Here is a 16,189-nt window from a genome sequence, read left to right as displayed (position 1 = left end):
GCCTCCGGCGGCGGGAAACGGGGTCCGGCCCATCGGCCGGGCGGCCGTTTTGCCGCGTCGGAGGCGGCTCAGCAACCCGAAGGCGACCGGCTAGAGGCTTCTCGCGACGAAGGTATTAAGGGCGCGCCGGAACCGTGCGAGGCTCAGCGAAGGCCCGCGGCCGCGCCGAAAAACTGGCTGGCGGCGACGACCACGATCCCGTCGAGGCAAGAAAGAGCGAGCGCGAGCAACGGCGTCAGCGCGGCGACGGTGGCGGCGGCGCGACGGGTTCCGAACCCGGTCCGGAAGTGAGCTGCGCGGCGTGCGATCGCGGCCATGGATGCGGCTCCGGTTGCAGGGCGGCGACGCGCGAAGGCGGCCGCCGGCTCGTGGCCAGAGGCTGCCTCGCAAATCTTAGCGAAAGATGACCGCGGCCAGGGCCGCGGCCACCGTCAGTCGCCCGTACGGCCGAGGACATGCCGTTGCGCTGGGAGATGGCCCGCGGTCTGGCTGAAGCTCTCGGCGGTGTCGCCGATCGCGAGCGTCGGCTCGCAGCGCGGCGTGCAGGAGAAGCTTTCGCGCTTCGCCCCGCGCTGCACCACCATCGTGCCGTCGTTCGCGCGGCGAACGTTGACGATGGTTTCGCTCAGCACGGCGCCGGCGCCGTCGAGCAGCATGATGTTGGTCGACCCGAAGCTCTTGCCCGTCACGATCATCACGCCGTTCTTCTGCGTGGTGGCGTCGGCGATCAGCGGGTTGCCGATGACGACCGTCGCGACGCCGGCCGGCGCCCGCACCACGCTCGCGCGGTCGACGGCCACTTCGAGCGAACCCGGCTCGGGGGCTTCGACCGCCTTTGCAGGCGTAAGTAGTAATACGGACAGGACGGCTGCGGACCAGACCGAAGTCCTGAGCAACGTGGCCATAGCGTCGATCCCTAACATTCGATGCCCGCATCAAAGCCGATTTGGGTGAACGAATGCCTAAGATCAGCTTCGTGGATGCTGGGGCCCGCGCCGGAGTCGGTCTCAGCCTGACCGCGGAGGCGGATCGACCATCGGCGTCCGACGACTGACCGCCCCCACGGGCAGATGGCGACCGAGATGACGCGATGATTTAATTGGAATTAATCATAATGAACTTGGCAAGAATGCTTTAACCGTGAAAGTCATGAATTTAAATCACATACGAGTTGCTTTCGGCATTAACCTAATCGCAAGGCGGCGGGGGTAGATTGCACTCGTTCCCGGTGGACCGACGACGACAGAAGGACACGGGACAAGTGCTGTCGCAAACCTCTGTGAACCTGGAGTTCCACCATGATCAAGGCTTTCGTCAAGAACGAGTCCGGCGCCACCGCGATCGAGTACGGCCTGATCGCCGTCGGCATCGCAATCGCGATCATCACCGTCGTTAAGGGCATCGGCACCAGCCTCAACAGCGCCTTCACCAAGGTCAACAGCAACCTGCAGTGATCCGCGTCCCCGCAAGGGGCCGGCCTTCACGCAGATCCTGACGCCTCGTCAGGCCGCTGGACAAAAGGACCGTCGCTTCCCCTGGGAGCGACGGTCTTTGTCGTTTGTGGCCCCCGCGTTTGCGCTTTCTTAGCGCCTGCCGGTCAATGCTTCGCGCTCGATGCGTCCAGCAACGTCGGACTTCAGCCATGCTTGAAATCTTCGTCGTCGCGGTGATCCCGGCCCTCATCGTCACCGCGGCGGTCTCCGACCTGATGACGATGACGATCCCCAACCGCCTCGTGCTCGCGCTGGTGGCGGCCTTCGCCGTCGCGGCGCCGCTGTCGGGCATGGCGGCCGGGGAGCTCGTCTCCCATCTCGGCGCGGCGTTTCTCGTGCTTGTGATCGGCTTCGCGCTCTTCGCTCCGGGCTGGATCGGCGGCGGCGACGCCAAGCTTGCGGCCGCGATCGCGCTCTGGCTCGGCTTCGAGCCGCTGCTCGCCTGGTTCGTGTCCTTCGCGATGCTCGGCGGCGCGCTCACCCTCGGCATGCTCTACTACAGAGAGCGCCCGCTGCATCCCGCGCTCGGCGGCGTCAGCTGGCTCGCGCGGCTCCATCACCCAAAATGCGGCGTGCCCTACGGGATCGCGCTGTCGGCCGGCACGCTCGCGCTGTGGACGGACACCTCCTGGTTCTCGGCGTTGAGCTGAGCCGACGGGCAAGTTTTCGTCAATCGCTTACAATAACGATTTGTTAGAGACGCTTGTCGAGACGACGTTAACCATGAATTGACGTTTCAGTGGTCCTCTTTGCGAGACGGTTCAGGCCAGGTTTGCAGGCCTCGACGCTCGGGGGACTAAATGAAAGCGGCTCAGCTCGTGGTTCTGGGTATCGCGCTGACGGCGGGAGCCGGCGCGGCGATGCTCGCCGGCGGCTCGAACGAAGAGCAGCCCGCTCCGGTCGTCGAAGCGCGTAACCCCAACATGGTCGACGTTCTGGTCGCGGCCAAGGACATCGAGCTCGGCGGCGCCGTGAGCGCCGACGACCTGCGCTGGCAGGCCTGGCCGCGCGACGCCGCGAACGCCGTGTTCGTGCAGCGCGACGCCGCGCCGGAAGCGGTCCAGAACACCGCCGGATCGATCGCCCGTTCGCCCTTCGTGGCCGGCGAGCCGATCCGCCCCGACAAGCTCATCAAGGGGACGGGCTCGGGCTACATGGCCGCGATCCTGCCGTCCGGCATGCGCGCCATCTCGATCGAGATCTCGCCCGAGACCGGCGCCGGCGGCTTCATCCTGCCGAACGACCGCGTCGACGTGCTGCTGACCCGCAAGGTCGCGGGCCGCAACGGCCGCGACGAGAGCTTCACCGAGACGCTCGGTGAAAACATCCGCATTCTCGCCATCGACCAGACGGTCGAGGACAAGGACGGCGCGAAGGTCGTGGTCGGCAAGACCGCGACGCTCGAGCTCTCGCCGGCCCAGGCCGAGCGCATCTCCCTGAGCCGCCAGCAGGGCGTCATCGCCCTCGCGCTGCGCTCCCTCGTCGATTCCGGCCCGACCGCCGTCGACCCGAACGACGCCACGCCCCGCAAGCGCGGCGACACGGTCACCGTCGTGCGCTTCGGCGTGCCGAGCCAGGGCGGGCAGTGAGCATGGCCCTCAACGAACGTTCTCTTTCGCGGAAAGGCTTCGCGATGACCGACCACCACCGTCGCGGCTTCAGGGACGCGCTCGGGCGGACCCTGCGGGCCGCCCTCGTCGCGACCACCGCGCTCGCGGTCGCCGCGCCCGTTCCGGCCTTCGCCGCCGACCCCGCCTATCTGGCCGCCGACGGCGCGGGCCAGGACGGCGGCCGGGTCGAGCTCGGCATCGGAAAGTCCTACGTCGTCACGCTGCCGCGCGACGCCAAGGAAGTCTTCGTGGCCGATCCCGCGGTCGCCAACGCCGTCGTCCGGTCGGCCCGCAAGGCCTATCTGATCGGCGCCGGCCCCGGCCAGACCGACGTGAAGTTCCTCGACGAGAACGGCCGCGAGATCGCCTCCTACGAGGTCTCGGTGTCGCGCGACGTCGGCTCGATCCGCTCCTCGATCGCCCGCTCGATCGACGGCGGCCAGGTCCGGGTCGAGGGCGTGGGCGACGGCGTCGTGGTCACGGGCTCGGTGAAGTCCGCCCAGGAAGCCCAGACCGCCATCGACATCGCCGCCGGCTACATGGCCGATCCGAAGAAGGTCGTGAACGCGCTCAAGATCGAAGGCCAGGACCAGGTTCTCCTGCGGGTCAAGGTCGTCGAGATGAAGCGCGAGATCATCAAGCAGCTCGGCATCGACTACGGCTTCAACGGCGTCGCGGCCGGCGGCGTGAAGTTCCTCGGCAACGAGGTGATGAACCAGGGCAAGAAGCTCGCCTCGTCGTTCCCCTTCGGCGCCAACAACTCCTCGCCCGGCGGCAATCTGCTCGCGACGGTGGGCCTTGGCGGCGGCACGCTCTCGGCGCGCCTTCAGGCGATGGAGCGCGCGGGCGTCGTGCGCACGCTCGCCGAGCCGAACCTCACCGCGATTTCGGGCGAGAGCGCCAAGTTCCTCGCCGGCGGCAGTATCCGTTCCCCGGCCCCTGCACGATCGACGACAGCGGCCGATGCACCCGCACGGTCGAGTTCAAGGACTACGGCGTCGGCCTGAACTTCACGCCTGTCGTGCTCTCTAGCGGCCGCATCAGCCTCAAGGTCGCGACCGAAGTCAGCGAGCTCGACGCCGCCAACGGCATCCAGGACAACGGCCTCATCATCCCGGGCCTGCAGGTCCGCCGCGCCAACTCCACCGTCGAGGTGCCCTCGGGCGGCTCAATCGCGATGGCCGGCCTCATCCAGCAGCAGACCAAGCGCTCGCTCGCCGGCTGGCCCGGCCTGACGAAGCTGCCGGTGCTCGGCGCGCTGTTCCGCTCGAACGACTACCTCAAGAGCGAGACCGAGCTCGTCATCCTCGTCACGCCGTATCTCGCCAAGGCGACCTCGGCCGACAAGCTCGCAAGCCCCGACGACGGCTTCGCGGAGCCGTCCGAACCCTCGGCGGTCTTCCTCGGACGTCTGAACCGCCTCTACGGCGTCCCCGGCCAGATCGACCCGCACACGGTCGGTCGTCGGGCCGGCTTCATCATCGATTGACGCGCGCACCGAACGGAGTTCCGAAGATGACCTCGCATCGTCGCCCGTCCTCGCCGCGCCTCGGCCTCGCGGCCCTCGCCTGCGGCGCAGGCCTCGCGCTCGGCGGCTGCCACGCCGAACGGATCGTGGCGGACAGCTACCCACCACGGTCGCCCAACGCCACCCGATCGTGCTCGCGGAAGGCTCCACCCGTCTCGACCTGCCGGTCGGCGCGGGCGCCCAGGGCCTCACCTCGCGCCAGAAAGAAGACGTCCGCGCCTTCGCGGCGGACTGGCGCAAGAACGGCCGCGGCCCGATCGGCATGATGGCTCCTGCCGGCGCCTTCGGCGCGACGGCGGTGCGCTCGGCGCTCGCCTCGGCGGGCGTCCCCGCGACCCAGATCGTCAGCCAGCGCTACACGCCGGCCGGGCCCGAGGAGATCGGGCTCGTCAAGCTCGGCTACGTCAAGCTCAAGGCGCAGGTGAGCCACGCCTGCGGCCTCTGGCCCGACGACCTCGGCTCCGGCGGCGGCGACCTCTACGGCGCGACCGAGAACCGCGAATACTGGAATTTCGGCTGCGCCAACCAGCAGAACCTCGCCGCCCAGGTCGCCGATCCCGAAGACATCGCGCGCCCCCGCGCCGAAGCGCCGATCTACGCGGCCCGCCGCCAGACCATCATCGAGAAGCATCGCGAAGGCGGCGACACCACGACCGGCTACCGCCAGGCGGACGCGGTCGTCAGCGACGTCGCGAAGGAGTGAGGGGCATGAAGGATCTGCTTGGCGGCCAGACGCCGCCCTCCGCCCAGCCGGCGGCCGACACCGTGATCGCGCCGCTGCCGCGCGTGTCCATCCAGGCGTTCTGCGAGACGCCCGAGATCGCCCGCCTCGTCGAGCAGGCGACCTCGGACCGCCGCATGGAGAAGGCGCACGTCAAGGTCCAGATGGGCGGCGGCCTCGCGGCCTCCGAGGCCTACAAGACCGCCGACCCCCAACGTCATCATCATCGAGGGCGACAATCACCGCGAGCGTCTGCTCGAGACCCTCGACCGTCTCGCCTCGGTCTGCGACAGCGACACCAAGGTCGTGGTCATCGGCCAGGTCAACGACGTGCTGCTCTATCGCGAGCTGATGCGTCTCGGGATTTCCGACTATCTCGTCCCGCCGCTCGGCGTCGTCGATCTCGTCCGGGCGCTCTCGGAGATCTTCCACGCGCCCGGCGCGAACCCGGTCGGCCGCAACATCGCCTTCGTGGGCGCCAAGGGCGGCGTCGGCGCCTCGACGATCGCGCACAACGTCTCCTGGGCGATCGCGCGGCAGCTCAAGATCGACAGCGTCGTGGTCGATCTCGACCTCGCTTTCGGCACCGCGGGCCTCAACTTCAACCAGGACCCGCCCCAGGGGGTCGCAGAGATCGTGTTCGCGCCCGACCGCGTCGACGCGGCGGTGGTGGACCGCCTGCTGTCGAAATGCACCGAGCAGCTGTCGCTGCTCGCCGCGCCCGCGACGCTCGACCGGGTCTACGACTTCCACGAGGACGTCTACGACCCGCTGATCGACATCCTGCGCGCCAACGTCCCCTGCGCGGTGCTCGACGTGCCGCATGTGTGGACCGCCTGGTCCAAGCGCGCCCTGATCGCCGCCGACGAGGTGGTGATCGCCGCGACCCCGGACCTTGCGAAATCTGCGCAACGCCAAGAACCTGATCGACCTGCTGAAGATCGCCCGTCCCAACGACAGCGCGCCGAAGCTCGTGCTGAACCAGGTCGGCGTTCCCAAGCGCGCCGAGATCAAGCCGGCCGACTTCGCCAAGGCGCTCGACCTTGAGCCGTCGGCCGTCATCCCGTTCGATCCGCAGCTCTTCGGCACGGCCGCGAACAACGGCCAGATGGCCGCGGAGACCTCGCCCTCTCACAAGATCAACGAGATCTTCCTCGACCTCGCCAAGCGCCTCACCGGCAAGAGCGAGGCGAAGCGTTCGCGCAAGAACCTGCTCGAGCCGCTGATGGCGAAGATTCCGTGGAAGAAGGCCGGCTGAGCCGGCGACGACAGGACGCGACCTCATGTTCGGAAAACGCGGATCGACGATCACGCCGGCCGGCGCGGGCCTAGGACGCAGCGCGACCGCGAGCGGCGACTTCGGAGCGCCGCTCGTGAGCGTCGCCGGCCCCCGTTCTCGCCGCGGCCGAGGCGCGCCCCGCGCCGCCTCAGCCGAACGAGAACCGTCGCAACGACGACTACTTCCAGACCAAGAGCCGGATCTTCGGCGCGCTGATCGAGGCCATCGACCTCGCCCAGCTCGCCCGTCTCGACGTCGAGAGCGCGCGCGAAGAAATCCGCGACATCGTCAACGAGATCATCGCGATCCGTAACGTCGTGATGTCGATCGCCGAGCAGGAAGAGCTGCTCGAGGACATCTGCAACGACGTCCTCGGCTACGGCCCGCTGGAGCCGCTGCTCGCCCGCGACGACATCGCCGACATCATGGTCAACGGCGCCGAGCGGACCTTCATCGAAGTCTCGGGCAAGGTGCAGACCACCCATGTCCGTTTCCGCGACAACGCCCAGCTCTTGAACATCTGCCAGCGGATCGTGAGTCAGGTCGGCCGCCGCGTCGACGAAGCCTCGCCGATCTGCGACGCGCGTCTTCCGGACGGCTCGCGCGTCAACGTCATCGTGAGCCCGCTCGCGCTCGACGGCCCGACGCTCACCATTCGTAAGTTCAAGAAGGACAAGCTGACCCTCGACCAGCTGGTGCGCTTCGGCTCGATCAGCCCGGAGGGCGCGGACATCCTGAAGATCATCGGGCGCGTCCGCTGCAACGTGCTGATCTCCGGCGGCACGGGCTCGGGCAAGACGACGCTCCTGAACTGCCTGACGCGCTACATCGACGAGGACGAGCGCATCATCACCTGCGAGGACGCCGCCGAGCTCCAGCTGCAGCAGCCGCATGTGGTGCGTCTCGAAACCCGCCCTCCGAACCTCGAGGGCGAAGGCATGGTCACCATGCGCGACCTCGTGAAGAACTGCCTGCGCATGCGTCCCGAGCGGATCATCGTGGGCGAGGTGCGCGGACCGGAGGCCTTCGACCTCCTGCAGGCGATGAACACGGGCCATGACGGCTCGATGGGAACGCTGCACGCCAACTCCCCCGCGCGAAGCGCTCTCGCGTCTGGAGTCGATGATCACGATGGGCGGCTTCTCGCTGCCTTCGAAGACGATCCGCGAGATGATCTGCACCTCGGTCGACGTCATCGTGCAGGCCTCGCGCCTTCGCGACGGCTCGCGCCGCATCACCCGTCACCGAGGTGATGGGGATGGAAGGCGACGTGATCATCACCCAGGACATCGTGCTCTACGACATCCTCGGCGAGGACGCGAACAAGCGGCTCCTCGGCCGCCACCGCTCCACCGGCATCGGACGTCCGCGGTTCTGGGAGCGCGCGCGCTACTTCGGCGAGGAGACTCGCCTCGCCGCCGCCATCGACGCGATGGACGTCGAAACCTCCAGGGTCGCCTGAGGAGCCGTGCGATGATCGATCTCGGCGGAAAGCTTCCGATCGTCCTGCTCGCCACGGTCGCGGCGGGCGGCGCGGCCTACGCGCTGATCTATCCCTACCTGTCGGGCGCGGCGCGGGTCGAGCAGCGCCAGAAGATGGTGGGAATGGACCGCCGCCGCGCCGTCAGCGAGGCCGCGCAGGAGACCCTGCGTCGCGGACAGGTTTCGGAGAGCCTGAAGGCGCTTGACGACCGCCAGAAGCGCATCAACCGGCCGACCCTCCAGATGCGGATCGCCCAGGCCGGGCTGCAATGGAGCAACGAGAAGTTCTACATCGTGAGCGCGATCATCGCCGCGGTCTTCGGCGTGGGCGCCTTCGTCGGCACCCAGGATCCGCGGGTCGCGGGCCTCGCGGCCTTCGTCGGCGGCCTCGGCGCTCCGCGCTGGCTGCTGGGCTTCCTCAAGAAGCGCCGCATCGCCAAGTTTCTCACGGGGCTCCCGGACGGCGTCGAGATCATCCTGCGCGGCCTGAAGGCGGGCCTGCCGCTCGGCGACTGCATGCGCGTCGTCGCCAACGAGACGCAGGAGCCGGTGAAGACCGAGTTCCGCAAGATCATCGAGGAGCAGACCGTCGGCATCCCGCTCGCGGAGGCGGTGGGCAAGCTCTACGAGCGCATGCCGGTCGCCGAGGCGAACTTCTTCGCCATCGTGATCGCGATCCAGTCGAAGGCCGGCGGCAGCCTGTCTGACGCGCTCGGCAACCTCGCCAAGGTTCTGCGCGACCGCAAGAAGATCAAGCAGAAGATCGCCTCGCTCTCGATGGAGGCGAAGGCGTCCGCCTCGATCATCGGCGCGCTGCCCATCATCACCATCGGCGTCATCTCGATGACGAGCCCGGACTACATGAACCAGATGTTCTCGACCGACATCGGCCGGTTCATGCTGGCCGGCTCCGCGGCCTGGATGCTGTGCGGCGTGCTGGTGATGAAGAAGATGATCAGCTTCGACTACTGACGGCGAAGCAGGACGACGAAGCGTACGGGGAAGGCGAGGGACCGTGTTCCAGCAGATCATCTCGATGGTGAACGATCCGCGCGCGCTCGCCGGCTTGCTCGCGGCCGTCGCCGCGATGGCGACGGTGATCAGCCTCGGCATGCCGCTGCTCGCCACCGACCCGCTCGCGCGGCGCATGAAGGCGGTGGCGACCGAGCGCTCCCGCATCCGGGCGCGCGAACGCGAGCGCCTCGCCCGCGGCGCCAAGGGGCTGAAGCTCGAGCCGCGCGCCTACATGCAGAGCGTCGTCTCGCAGTTTCAACCTGTCCAAGCACCTCGGCACCGAAGACGCCAAGGAGCGCCTGCAGATGGCCGGCTATCGCGGTCCGGGCGCGATGACCACCTTCCTGTTCTTCCGCCTCGTCGCGCCGATCGGCTTCATCATCATCGGCAGCTTCTATCTGTTCGTGGTCGACGATTTCGGCCTCGATCCGATGATGCGCGCCGGCGCGATCGTCGGCATCGCGCTGCTCGGCGTGAAGGCCCCGGAGCTGTTCCTCAAGAACCAGACGTCGAAGCGCCAGCAGTCGATCCGCAAGGCGTTCCCGGACGCGCTCGACCTGATGCTGATCTGCGTCGAGTCCGGCATGTCGATCGAGGCGGCGTTCCGCAAGGTCGCGGACGAGATCGGATCGCAGTCGGTCGTGCTCGCCGAAGAGCTGACGCTGACGATGGCCGAGATGTCCTACCTGCAGGACCGTCGTCTGGCCTATGAGAACTTCGGCAAGCGCACCGACCTCGACTCCGTGAAGTCGGTCGCGACCGCGCTCATCCAGGCCGACAAATACGGCACGCCGGTCGCCCAGGCGCTCCGGACGCTCAGCCAGGACAGCCGCGACACCCGCATGGCCGAGGCCGAGAAGAAGGCCGCGGCGCTGCCGCCCAAGCTCACCGTGCCGATGATCGTGTTCTTCCTGCCGGTGATCTTCGTCGTGATCCTCGGCCCGGCCTACATCACCGTCATGGCGGTGAAGTAAGGCGGCCACGCCGTCGTCCCGGACGGCCGCAGGCCGATCCGGGATCGTCTTCCGAGACAGACGCCGCCGGCGGACCTCAATCGGTCGCCGGCATCGTCTCGCCCGGCTCGATGTCGGCTCGGCCGGCGCGGTCGGCTGGTGCGTGAAGCCCTCGATGTCGCCGATCGGCTTGGCGTCGCGCTTGATGTCGATCGGGCTCGTCACATAGGCGGTCATGAGCTCGGCGAGCGAGCGCAGCGCATGCATGTGGATGCGCTCGTAGCCATGGGACGCGTCGACCCCGAAGGTCGCGAGCGCCGTGCGCACGTCCGCTCCCGCCTCGATGGCGGAGGCCGAATCCGAGCGGTAGTAGCGGAACACGTCGCGCTGGTGGCGGATGTCGTTCTCGCGCGCGAGCCGGATCAGCTCGTGGGTGAGATGGTAGTCGAACGGACCCGGTCTGGTCGGCCATCGCGATGGTCACGCCGAACTCGTCGGAGTTCTGGCCCGGAGCCGTGGTGCCGTTGTCGATCGTCACCATGGCGGCGACGTCGTGCGGCAGAACGGCGGCGGCCCCGACCCCGACCTCTTCGGCGATCGACAGCACGAACCATGTGTCGACCGGCGGCTTCTTGCCCGACTCAACGATCGCCTTCAGCGCCGTCAGCAGGATCGCGACGCCGGCCTTGTCGTCGAGGTGGCGCGAGACGATGAAGCCGTTGTCGAGAAACTCGGCCTGGGTGTCGATCGCCACCACGTCGCCGACATGGAAGCCGAGGCGCTGCAGGTCCGCGACGTCGCGCACAAGCGCGTCGACGCGCAGCTCGACGTGCTGCCAGCCGGTCGGCTGGCTGTCGATCTCGTCGTTGTAGGTGTGGCCCGAGGCCTTGAGCGGCAAAATCGAGCCGCGATAGGCGCCGGCCTCGGTGAAGATCGTGACGCGCGCGCCTTCGGCGAAGCGCGCCGACCAGTTTGCCGATCGGCACGAGCTCGAGCCGGCCGTTGGACTTGAGCAGCTTCACCTGCGCGCCGAGCGTGTCGAGATGGGCGATGAGCGCGCGGCTCGGATCCTTCACCCGACCTTTAAGCTTCGCGCGGATCGCGCCGCGGCGGGTGACCTCGGGCTCGACGCCGAGCCTGACGAGCTCGTCCACCACCGCATGGGTGATGGTGTCGGTGAAGCCCGTGGGGCTCGGGATCTTGAGCAGTCCCTTGAGCTGCTCGGCGAGGTAGTCGATGTCGACGTCGAGACGCGGCATGGATCACCGATCCGGTTTGGGAGGGCTGAGTCGGCGGGCGGCCTCCATAACATGGATCGGCCGACGGTCCGCCCCCGGCAGGGTTGAATGAGGATTTAAGCTTTGCTGCGCGTGCGAAGCATGACTGGCATGCCAGAACGGCCGTTCAGTTCGGGCATTTGGCATGCCAGATTGTCGTCATCGAACGACGCGGGCTGCTTTAGCGCCCAGACTGAAAGGACATCGCCATGACCGCCGCCGTGCTCAAGGTCGTCTCCGCGCCCTTCTCGCTGAGCTTCTTCTCTCGCTTCTTCTCGGAGTTCGAGGCCTTCTTCGAGGAGCAGGGCCGCGCTCTGCATCGCGCCCATCGCGACTATCCCTTCGGCCTCTGATTTTCGTACCTGCGTAATCTTCCCTGACTTCAGGCCGCCCCTCGGGGCGGCCTTTTTCTTTGTGCTGCGCTGCGTCACTCATCCGAGGCCGACGCGCCGCACGGCGGCGGGCATCGACAGCGGGAACAGCAAGTCGATGAACCGCTCGGCGGTCGGCTGCGGCTCGTGGTTGGCGAGGCCCGGGCGCTCGTTGCACTCGATGAAGGCGTAGTCCGGCCCGCGCGGCGACGTCACCATGAAGTCGATACCGCAGACCGGGATGTCGATCGCCCGCGCGCATTTCACCGCCGCCTCGACGAGCGCGGGATGCACCTCGCCGGTGACGTCGTGAATGGTGCCGCCGGTGTGCAGGTTCGCGGTCTTGCGGACCATGATCACCTTGTTCTCCGGCGCGACGTCGTCCATCGCGTAGCCGGCCTTGGCGACGCACTTCTCCGTCTGCCCGTCCATCGGGATCGAGCTTTCGCCGCCCGTCGCCGCCTGCCGGCGCTTCGACTGCTTCTCGATCAGCTCGCGGATCGTGGTCTTGCCGTCGCCGATGACGTGAGCGGGGCGGCGGATGGCGGCCGCCACCAGCTTGAAGTCGATGACGATGATGCGGAGGTCCTCGCCCTCGACCATCTGCTCGACCACGACGCGGTCGCAGAACGCTTTGGCGTCCTCGATCGCGGCCTCGAGATCCTCAATCGTGTCGAGCCCGACCGTGATGCCGCGGCCCTGTTCGCCGCGGGCGGGCTTCACGACGACCGCGCCGTGCTTTTCGAGGAAGGCCTCCAAAGCCTCGCGGTCGCCGGCCTCGATCTGGTCCGGGGCCACGACGCCGGCCTTCGCAACCGCGCGGCGGGTCACCGCCTTGTCGTCGCAGATCGACATCGCGATGCCGGTGGTGAGCTCCGACAGGCTCTCGCGGCACACCAGCGACCGGCCGCCATGGGTCAGGCGGAAGAAGCCGCCCTCGGCGTCCGTGACCTCGACGCCGATGCCGCGGCGGCGCGCCTCGTCCACGATGATCTTGGCGTAGGGGTTCAGCCCGTCGACGCCGGGCTCGCCGACGAACAGGCGCTCGTTGATGTAGTTCCGGCGCTTGATCGAGAAGGTGTAGCGGCGCTCGAAGCCGAGCTTCTCATAGAGGCCGATGGCGAGCTCGTTGTCGTGCATGACGGACAAGTCCATGAAGGCCGCGCCGCGCTCCTTGAACAGCTCCGCGAGGCTTCGCACCAGCATCTCGCCGACGCCCGGATGGCGCGACTGCGGATCGACCGCGAGGCACCAGAGCGACGAGCCTTTCTCGGTGTCGTCGAACGCCAGCACATGGTCGACGCCCGTGACCACGCCGACGATCTCATGGGTGCGCACGTCCTGCGCGACGAGATGCACGAGCGTGTCGTCGTCGCGGTGGCGTTCGTAGAAGTCGGGCCGCGCCGAGACCATGTGGCGCGCCGAGTAGATCCGGCTGATCGCCTCGATGTCCTGCGCGTCCGAAAGCCGGCGCACATGGACCGCGCGGTTGTCGCGGTCGGACGGTTCGTAAGCGCCGAGATCGAGCCGGAACATGTGGCTCGGATCGAGGAAAAGCTCGAGCGGCGCCTGGGCGATCAGCACATGCGGGTCGTTGACGTAGCAGGCGATGTCGCGTTGGTCCGGACCCTCCTCGCGCAGCGCCTCGGCCAGCACCTTGGGGTCGGCGAAGGTCTGCGCGAATAGGAGGCGGCCCCAGCCGCAATCCACGGTCACGTCGGGCCGCATCGCGGTCGGGCGCGCGGGGGAGTCCGCCCCTGCAGTGTCGCTCTCGGCGAGGGCTGCTGACATCGGTCGGGCCTTTCTCATATTTCCAGTTCGACTCGCAGCGCCGGAGGCGCCGAACGCGCTCAGACGCCGTGCGTCTGCAGCCAGACCTCCAGCAACGCGCATTGCCAGAGTTCCGATCCCCTGAGCGGCGTGATGTGCTCGGCGGGGTTCTCGAACAGCTTGTCGAGATATTCGGGCCGGAACAGGCCGCGCTCGCGGGCTTTTTGCGAACCGAGCGCGTCGCGCACCATCTCGAGCGTCTGGCCCTCGAGATATTTCAGGCCCGGCACCGGGAAGTAGCCCTTCGGCCGATCGACGATCTCCTTCGGCACGATGTGGCGCGCGAGATCCTTCAGAACGCCCTTGCCGCCGTCGGCGAGCTTGTGCTCGCCGGGGATGCGGGCCGCGAGCTCGACCAGTTCGTGGTCGAGGAACGGCACGCGGGCCTCGAGCGAATGCGCCATGGTCATGTTGTCGACGCGCTTCACCGGGTCGTCGACCAGCATGACGGTCGAGTCGAGGCGCAGCGCCTTGTCGACAGCGTCGTCCGCGCCGGCCATGGCGAAGTGCTCCTCGACGAAGGCGCGCGCATGGTCGGCGCCGCCGTAAGCGTCGCTGACATGGCTGAGATAGGTCGCATGGTCGCGGTCGAAGAACGCCTTGGCGTAGTCGTCGACCGGCGCGTTCGAGGCGTTGACCTTCGGATACCAATGATAGCCGGCGAAAATCTCGTCGGCGCCCTGGCCCGACTGCACGACGGTGACGTGCTTCCGCACCTCTTCCGACAGCAGGTAGAAGGCCACGCAGTCGTGGCTCACCATCGGCTCGGACATCGCCTGGATCGCGCCCGGAAGCGCGTCGAGCATCCGGCGCTCCTCGATCATGATCTTGTGGTGCGAGGTCTTGAACTTGTCGACGATGATGTCGGAGTACTTGAACTCGTCGCCTTCCTCGCCGCCGCGCGCCTCGAAGCCGATCGAGAAAGTCTCGATCTTCTCGTGGCCGAGCTCGGCCAGCAGCGCCACGACGACCGACGAGTCGACGCCGCCCGAAAGCAGCACGCCGACAGGCACGTCCGCCACCATGCGGCGCTTCACGGCGGTGCGCAGCGAGGCGTGCACCTCCTCGCGCCAGTCGTCGAAGGTCTTGCCGATGTCGGCGGCGGTCCGCTCGTAGGAGACCTGCCAGTAGACCTCCTCCTTGGTGCGGCCGTCCGGCTCCCAGATCTTGAGCGTCGCGGGCGGCAGCTTGCGCACGCCCGCAAGGATCGTGCGCGGCGCCGGAACCACTGAATGGAACGACATGTAGGCGTTGAGCGCCGCGGGATCGATCGAGGTGTCGACGCCGCCCGCCGCGAGCAGCGAGGGCAGCGAGGACGAGAACCGGAGCCGCCCGTTGCCTTCAGACACATAGAGCGGCTTGATGCCGAGCCGGTCGCGGATGAGGATCACGCGGCCGGTGTCGCGCTCGTGGATCGCGATCGCGAACATGCCGAAGAGCTTCTTCGGAAGCTCGGTTCCCCAGGCGTGCCAGCCCTTGACGATGACTTCCGTGTCGCCGTCGGAGAAGAAGCGGTAGCCCTTCTGCTCGAGCTCGGCGCGCAGCTCCTTGTGATTGTAGATGCAGCCGTTGAACACGATGGTGAGCCCGAGCGTCGGGTCGACCATCGGCTGCTCGGCCTTTTCGGACAGATCGATGATCTTCAGCCGGCGATGGCCGAACGCGACCCGTCCGCGCGAGACGACGCCGTCGCCGTCGGGCCCGCGAGGCACCATGCAGCCAGACATCGCCGCCACCGCCTCGACCGAGGCCGGCTGCCCCAGGAAGGTCGCTTCACCACAGATTCCGCACATGTTTTGAGATCGTCCAGTTTCGCCTTGTGCGCTGCAACCTATGGCGCGAATGAGCGAAATCGAGTCTTGGAACGCCAAGAGGCACGCTGAAAGAACGGGCGCCGGCCTAGGAAAGAGAGGCGGGAGCGCTCGCCGTTCCTTCTCCCGTTTACGGGAGAAGGTAAGGATGAGGGGATTTGGCGCTGCAGTTTCAGAAAGGACGCCCGTCCGCGCGGACGGGCGCTCCGGTCTGGCCTCTGCGCTGACCCCCTCACCCTTACCCTCTCCCGCCCGCGGGAGAGGGGGCGGAGACGCCGCGCCTCACCTCAGCGGGTAGGCGGCCTCCATCACGTAAGGGCCTCCGCCGACGGAATCGCGCGACGAATAGATCACGAACTGGTCGGCGCGGAACGTCAGCCCGGGAGGGCCTCCCCGCAATCCGAGATAGTCCGCGACCGCCCGCGGGGAGGCGTCGCGCAGCCGCGCGAGCGTGACATGCGGCGCGAACTTGCGCTTTTCCGACGGCAGTCCCGCGCGCCGCATCAGCCGCTCGTGCTCGGCCTGCAGCTCGACGATGGCGGGGGAGGGCGCGATGCGCGCGATCAGCGCGCGCGGCCGGTCGCCGCCGAAGGCGTCGAGCCCCTCGATCGTCACCTCGAAGGGCGCGCGCCGCACCTGCCCCAACAGATAGGCGGCCTCCTGCGCGACCTCCTCCTCGATGTCGCCGAGGAAGCGCAGGGTGACGTGATAGTTCTCGACGTCGATCCAGCGCGCGCCCGAAAGCCCGCCGCGATAGGTCGCGAGCGCCTGCGCCACGTCTTCGGGAACCTCGAGGGCGGTGAACAGCCGCGGCACGCGT

At 67.9% G+C, this 16,189-nt stretch carries 14 protein-coding genes and 6 pseudogenes; 11 read left to right on the top strand and 9 right to left on the bottom strand.

The window, feature by feature from the left end; all coding sequences use genetic code 11:
- Window positions 1-143: 143 nt before the first annotated feature.
- Together K6K41_RS09860 and K6K41_RS09855 are read right to left on the bottom strand one after the other, a co-directional pair.
- Window positions 144-317 carry a hypothetical protein gene (locus K6K41_RS09860; protein WP_261404884.1) on the bottom strand — a complete coding sequence of 58 codons (174 nt, stop codon included), beginning with the start codon at window positions 315-317 and terminating at the stop codon, window positions 144-146.
- Window positions 318-431: 114 nt separating this feature from the next.
- Window positions 432-905, bottom strand: coding sequence for a pilus assembly protein N-terminal domain-containing protein (locus K6K41_RS09855; protein WP_261404883.1), 474 nt, complete (start codon window positions 903-905; stop codon window positions 432-434).
- A gap of 393 nt (window positions 906-1,298) precedes the next feature.
- On the opposite strand from K6K41_RS09855, the gene K6K41_RS09850 reads away from it, so the two are divergent.
- From K6K41_RS09850 to K6K41_RS09825, 6 genes are all read left to right on the top strand, one after another.
- Entirely contained in the window at window positions 1,299-1,454 is a 156-nt protein-coding gene (locus tag K6K41_RS09850) for a Flp family type IVb pilin (protein WP_261404882.1), read from the top strand.
- A 188-nt stretch (window positions 1,455-1,642) separates the two neighbouring features.
- A complete protein-coding gene (locus K6K41_RS09845) occupies window positions 1,643-2,143 on the top strand; it encodes an A24 family peptidase (RefSeq protein ID WP_261404881.1) in 501 nt (166 codons plus the stop codon).
- Window positions 2,144-2,293: 150 nt separating this feature from the next.
- A complete protein-coding gene (cpaB, locus tag K6K41_RS09840; RefSeq protein ID WP_261404880.1) occupies window positions 2,294-3,082 on the top strand; it encodes a Flp pilus assembly protein CpaB in 789 nt (262 codons plus the stop codon).
- Between the two features lie 44 nt (window positions 3,083-3,126).
- Entirely contained in the window at window positions 3,127-4,110 is a 984-nt protein-coding gene (locus K6K41_RS09835) for a pilus assembly protein N-terminal domain-containing protein (protein WP_261404879.1), read from the top strand.
- A complete protein-coding gene (locus K6K41_RS09830) occupies window positions 4,050-4,592 on the top strand; it encodes a type II and III secretion system protein family protein (protein WP_315855218.1) in 543 nt (180 codons plus the stop codon). The genes K6K41_RS09835 and K6K41_RS09830 overlap by 61 nt, the downstream gene beginning before the upstream one ends.
- Before the next feature lie 169 nt (window positions 4,593-4,761).
- Window positions 4,762-5,334 (top strand): CpaD family pilus assembly protein, encoded by a 573-nt coding sequence (locus K6K41_RS09825; protein WP_261404878.1) that lies wholly within the window; start codon window positions 4,762-4,764, stop codon window positions 5,332-5,334.
- On the opposite strand, the gene K6K41_RS09820 is transcribed toward K6K41_RS09825, so the two are convergent.
- A complete protein-coding gene (locus K6K41_RS09820; protein WP_261405915.1) occupies window positions 5,312-5,491 on the bottom strand; it encodes a hypothetical protein in 180 nt (59 codons plus the stop codon). The genes K6K41_RS09825 and K6K41_RS09820 overlap by 23 nt on opposite strands.
- Here K6K41_RS09820 and K6K41_RS09815 point away from each other — a divergent pair.
- The 4 genes and pseudogenes from K6K41_RS09815 (at window position 5,490) to K6K41_RS09800 (ending at window position 10,101) form a co-directional block, all read left to right on the top strand.
- Window positions 5,490-6,610, top strand: a pseudogene (locus K6K41_RS09815) (CpaE/TadZ family protein). The gene K6K41_RS09820 and the pseudogene K6K41_RS09815 sit on opposite strands and share 2 nt — an antisense overlap.
- Before the next feature lie 25 nt (window positions 6,611-6,635).
- A pseudogene (locus tag K6K41_RS09810) lies at window positions 6,636-8,093 on the top strand (TadA family conjugal transfer-associated ATPase).
- 11 nt (window positions 8,094-8,104) lie between these two features.
- On the top strand, window positions 8,105-9,085 hold the full coding sequence (locus K6K41_RS09805) for a type II secretion system F family protein (RefSeq protein WP_261404877.1): 981 nt from the start codon (window positions 8,105-8,107) through the stop codon (window positions 9,083-9,085).
- Between the two features lie 43 nt (window positions 9,086-9,128).
- Window positions 9,129-10,101 (top strand): annotated as a pseudogene (locus tag K6K41_RS09800) (type II secretion system F family protein).
- 276 nt (window positions 10,102-10,377) lie between these two features.
- Here K6K41_RS09800 and K6K41_RS29970 read toward each other — a convergent pair.
- The 3 pseudogenes from K6K41_RS29970 to K6K41_RS29960 form a co-directional block, all read right to left on the bottom strand.
- Window positions 10,378-10,479, bottom strand: a pseudogene (locus K6K41_RS29970) (hypothetical protein); the annotation flags it as partial.
- Window positions 10,460-11,014: pseudogene (locus K6K41_RS29965) on the bottom strand (M20/M25/M40 family metallo-hydrolase); the annotation flags it as partial. The pseudogenes K6K41_RS29965 and K6K41_RS29970, both read right to left, overlap by 20 nt.
- A gap of 97 nt (window positions 11,015-11,111) precedes the next feature.
- Window positions 11,112-11,339: pseudogene (locus K6K41_RS29960) on the bottom strand (osmoprotectant NAGGN system M42 family peptidase); the annotation flags it as partial.
- Between the two features lie 227 nt (window positions 11,340-11,566).
- Here K6K41_RS29960 and K6K41_RS09790 point away from each other — a divergent pair.
- Window positions 11,567-11,710 carry a hypothetical protein gene (locus tag K6K41_RS09790; protein WP_261404876.1) on the top strand — a complete coding sequence of 48 codons (144 nt, stop codon included), beginning with the start codon at window positions 11,567-11,569 and terminating at the stop codon, window positions 11,708-11,710.
- A 78-nt stretch (window positions 11,711-11,788) separates the two neighbouring features.
- On the opposite strand, the gene ngg is transcribed toward K6K41_RS09790, so the two are convergent.
- The 3 genes from ngg to thpR form a co-directional block, all read right to left on the bottom strand.
- A complete protein-coding gene (gene ngg / locus K6K41_RS09785) occupies window positions 11,789-13,456 on the bottom strand; it encodes an N-acetylglutaminylglutamine synthetase (RefSeq protein ID WP_261405693.1) in 1,668 nt (555 codons plus the stop codon).
- A 122-nt stretch (window positions 13,457-13,578) separates the two neighbouring features.
- Window positions 13,579-15,351, bottom strand: coding sequence for an N-acetylglutaminylglutamine amidotransferase (locus K6K41_RS09780; RefSeq protein WP_261404875.1), 1,773 nt, complete (start codon window positions 15,349-15,351; stop codon window positions 13,579-13,581).
- 300 nt (window positions 15,352-15,651) lie between these two features.
- Complete coding sequence (thpR, locus tag K6K41_RS09775) at window positions 15,652-16,185, bottom strand: RNA 2',3'-cyclic phosphodiesterase (protein ID WP_261404874.1); 534 nt, start codon at window positions 16,183-16,185, stop codon at window positions 15,652-15,654.
- Window positions 16,186-16,189 lie beyond the last annotated feature (4 nt).

It is taken from the genome of Chenggangzhangella methanolivorans, assembly GCF_019797865.1.
Lineage (GTDB): Bacteria > Pseudomonadota > Alphaproteobacteria > Rhizobiales > Methylopilaceae > Methylopila > Methylopila methanolivorans.
This window is presented reverse-complemented; position numbering and strand designations above follow the sequence as displayed.

Excerpts from the sequence above, each read along its gene's own strand:
- K6K41_RS09835 (WP_261404879.1), top strand. The coding sequence starts at position 3,127 with ATGACCGACCACCACCGTCGCGGCTTCAGGGACGCGCTCGGGCGGACC.
- K6K41_RS09850 (WP_261404882.1), top strand. The coding sequence starts at position 1,299 with ATGATCAAGGCTTTCGTCAAGAACGAGTCCGGCGCCACCGCGATCGAG.
- K6K41_RS09805 (WP_261404877.1), top strand. The coding sequence starts at position 8,105 with ATGATCGATCTCGGCGGAAAGCTTCCGATCGTCCTGCTCGCCACGGTC.
- K6K41_RS09820 (WP_261405915.1), bottom strand. The coding sequence starts at position 5,491 with ATGCGGCGGTCCGAGGTCGCCTGCTCGACGAGGCGGGCGATCTCGGGC.
- K6K41_RS09860 (WP_261404884.1), bottom strand. The coding sequence starts at position 317 with ATGGCCGCGATCGCACGCCGCGCAGCTCACTTCCGGACCGGGTTCGGA.
- K6K41_RS09790 (WP_261404876.1), top strand. The coding sequence starts at position 11,567 with ATGACCGCCGCCGTGCTCAAGGTCGTCTCCGCGCCCTTCTCGCTGAGC.
- K6K41_RS09855 (WP_261404883.1), bottom strand. The coding sequence starts at position 905 with ATGGCCACGTTGCTCAGGACTTCGGTCTGGTCCGCAGCCGTCCTGTCC.
- K6K41_RS09780 (WP_261404875.1), bottom strand. The coding sequence starts at position 15,351 with ATGTGCGGAATCTGTGGTGAAGCGACCTTCCTGGGGCAGCCGGCCTCG.
- cpaB (WP_261404880.1), top strand. The coding sequence starts at position 2,294 with ATGAAAGCGGCTCAGCTCGTGGTTCTGGGTATCGCGCTGACGGCGGGA.
- ngg (WP_261405693.1), bottom strand. The coding sequence starts at position 13,456 with ATGCGGCCCGACGTGACCGTGGATTGCGGCTGGGGCCGCCTCCTATTC.
- K6K41_RS09845 (WP_261404881.1), top strand. The coding sequence starts at position 1,643 with ATGCTTGAAATCTTCGTCGTCGCGGTGATCCCGGCCCTCATCGTCACC.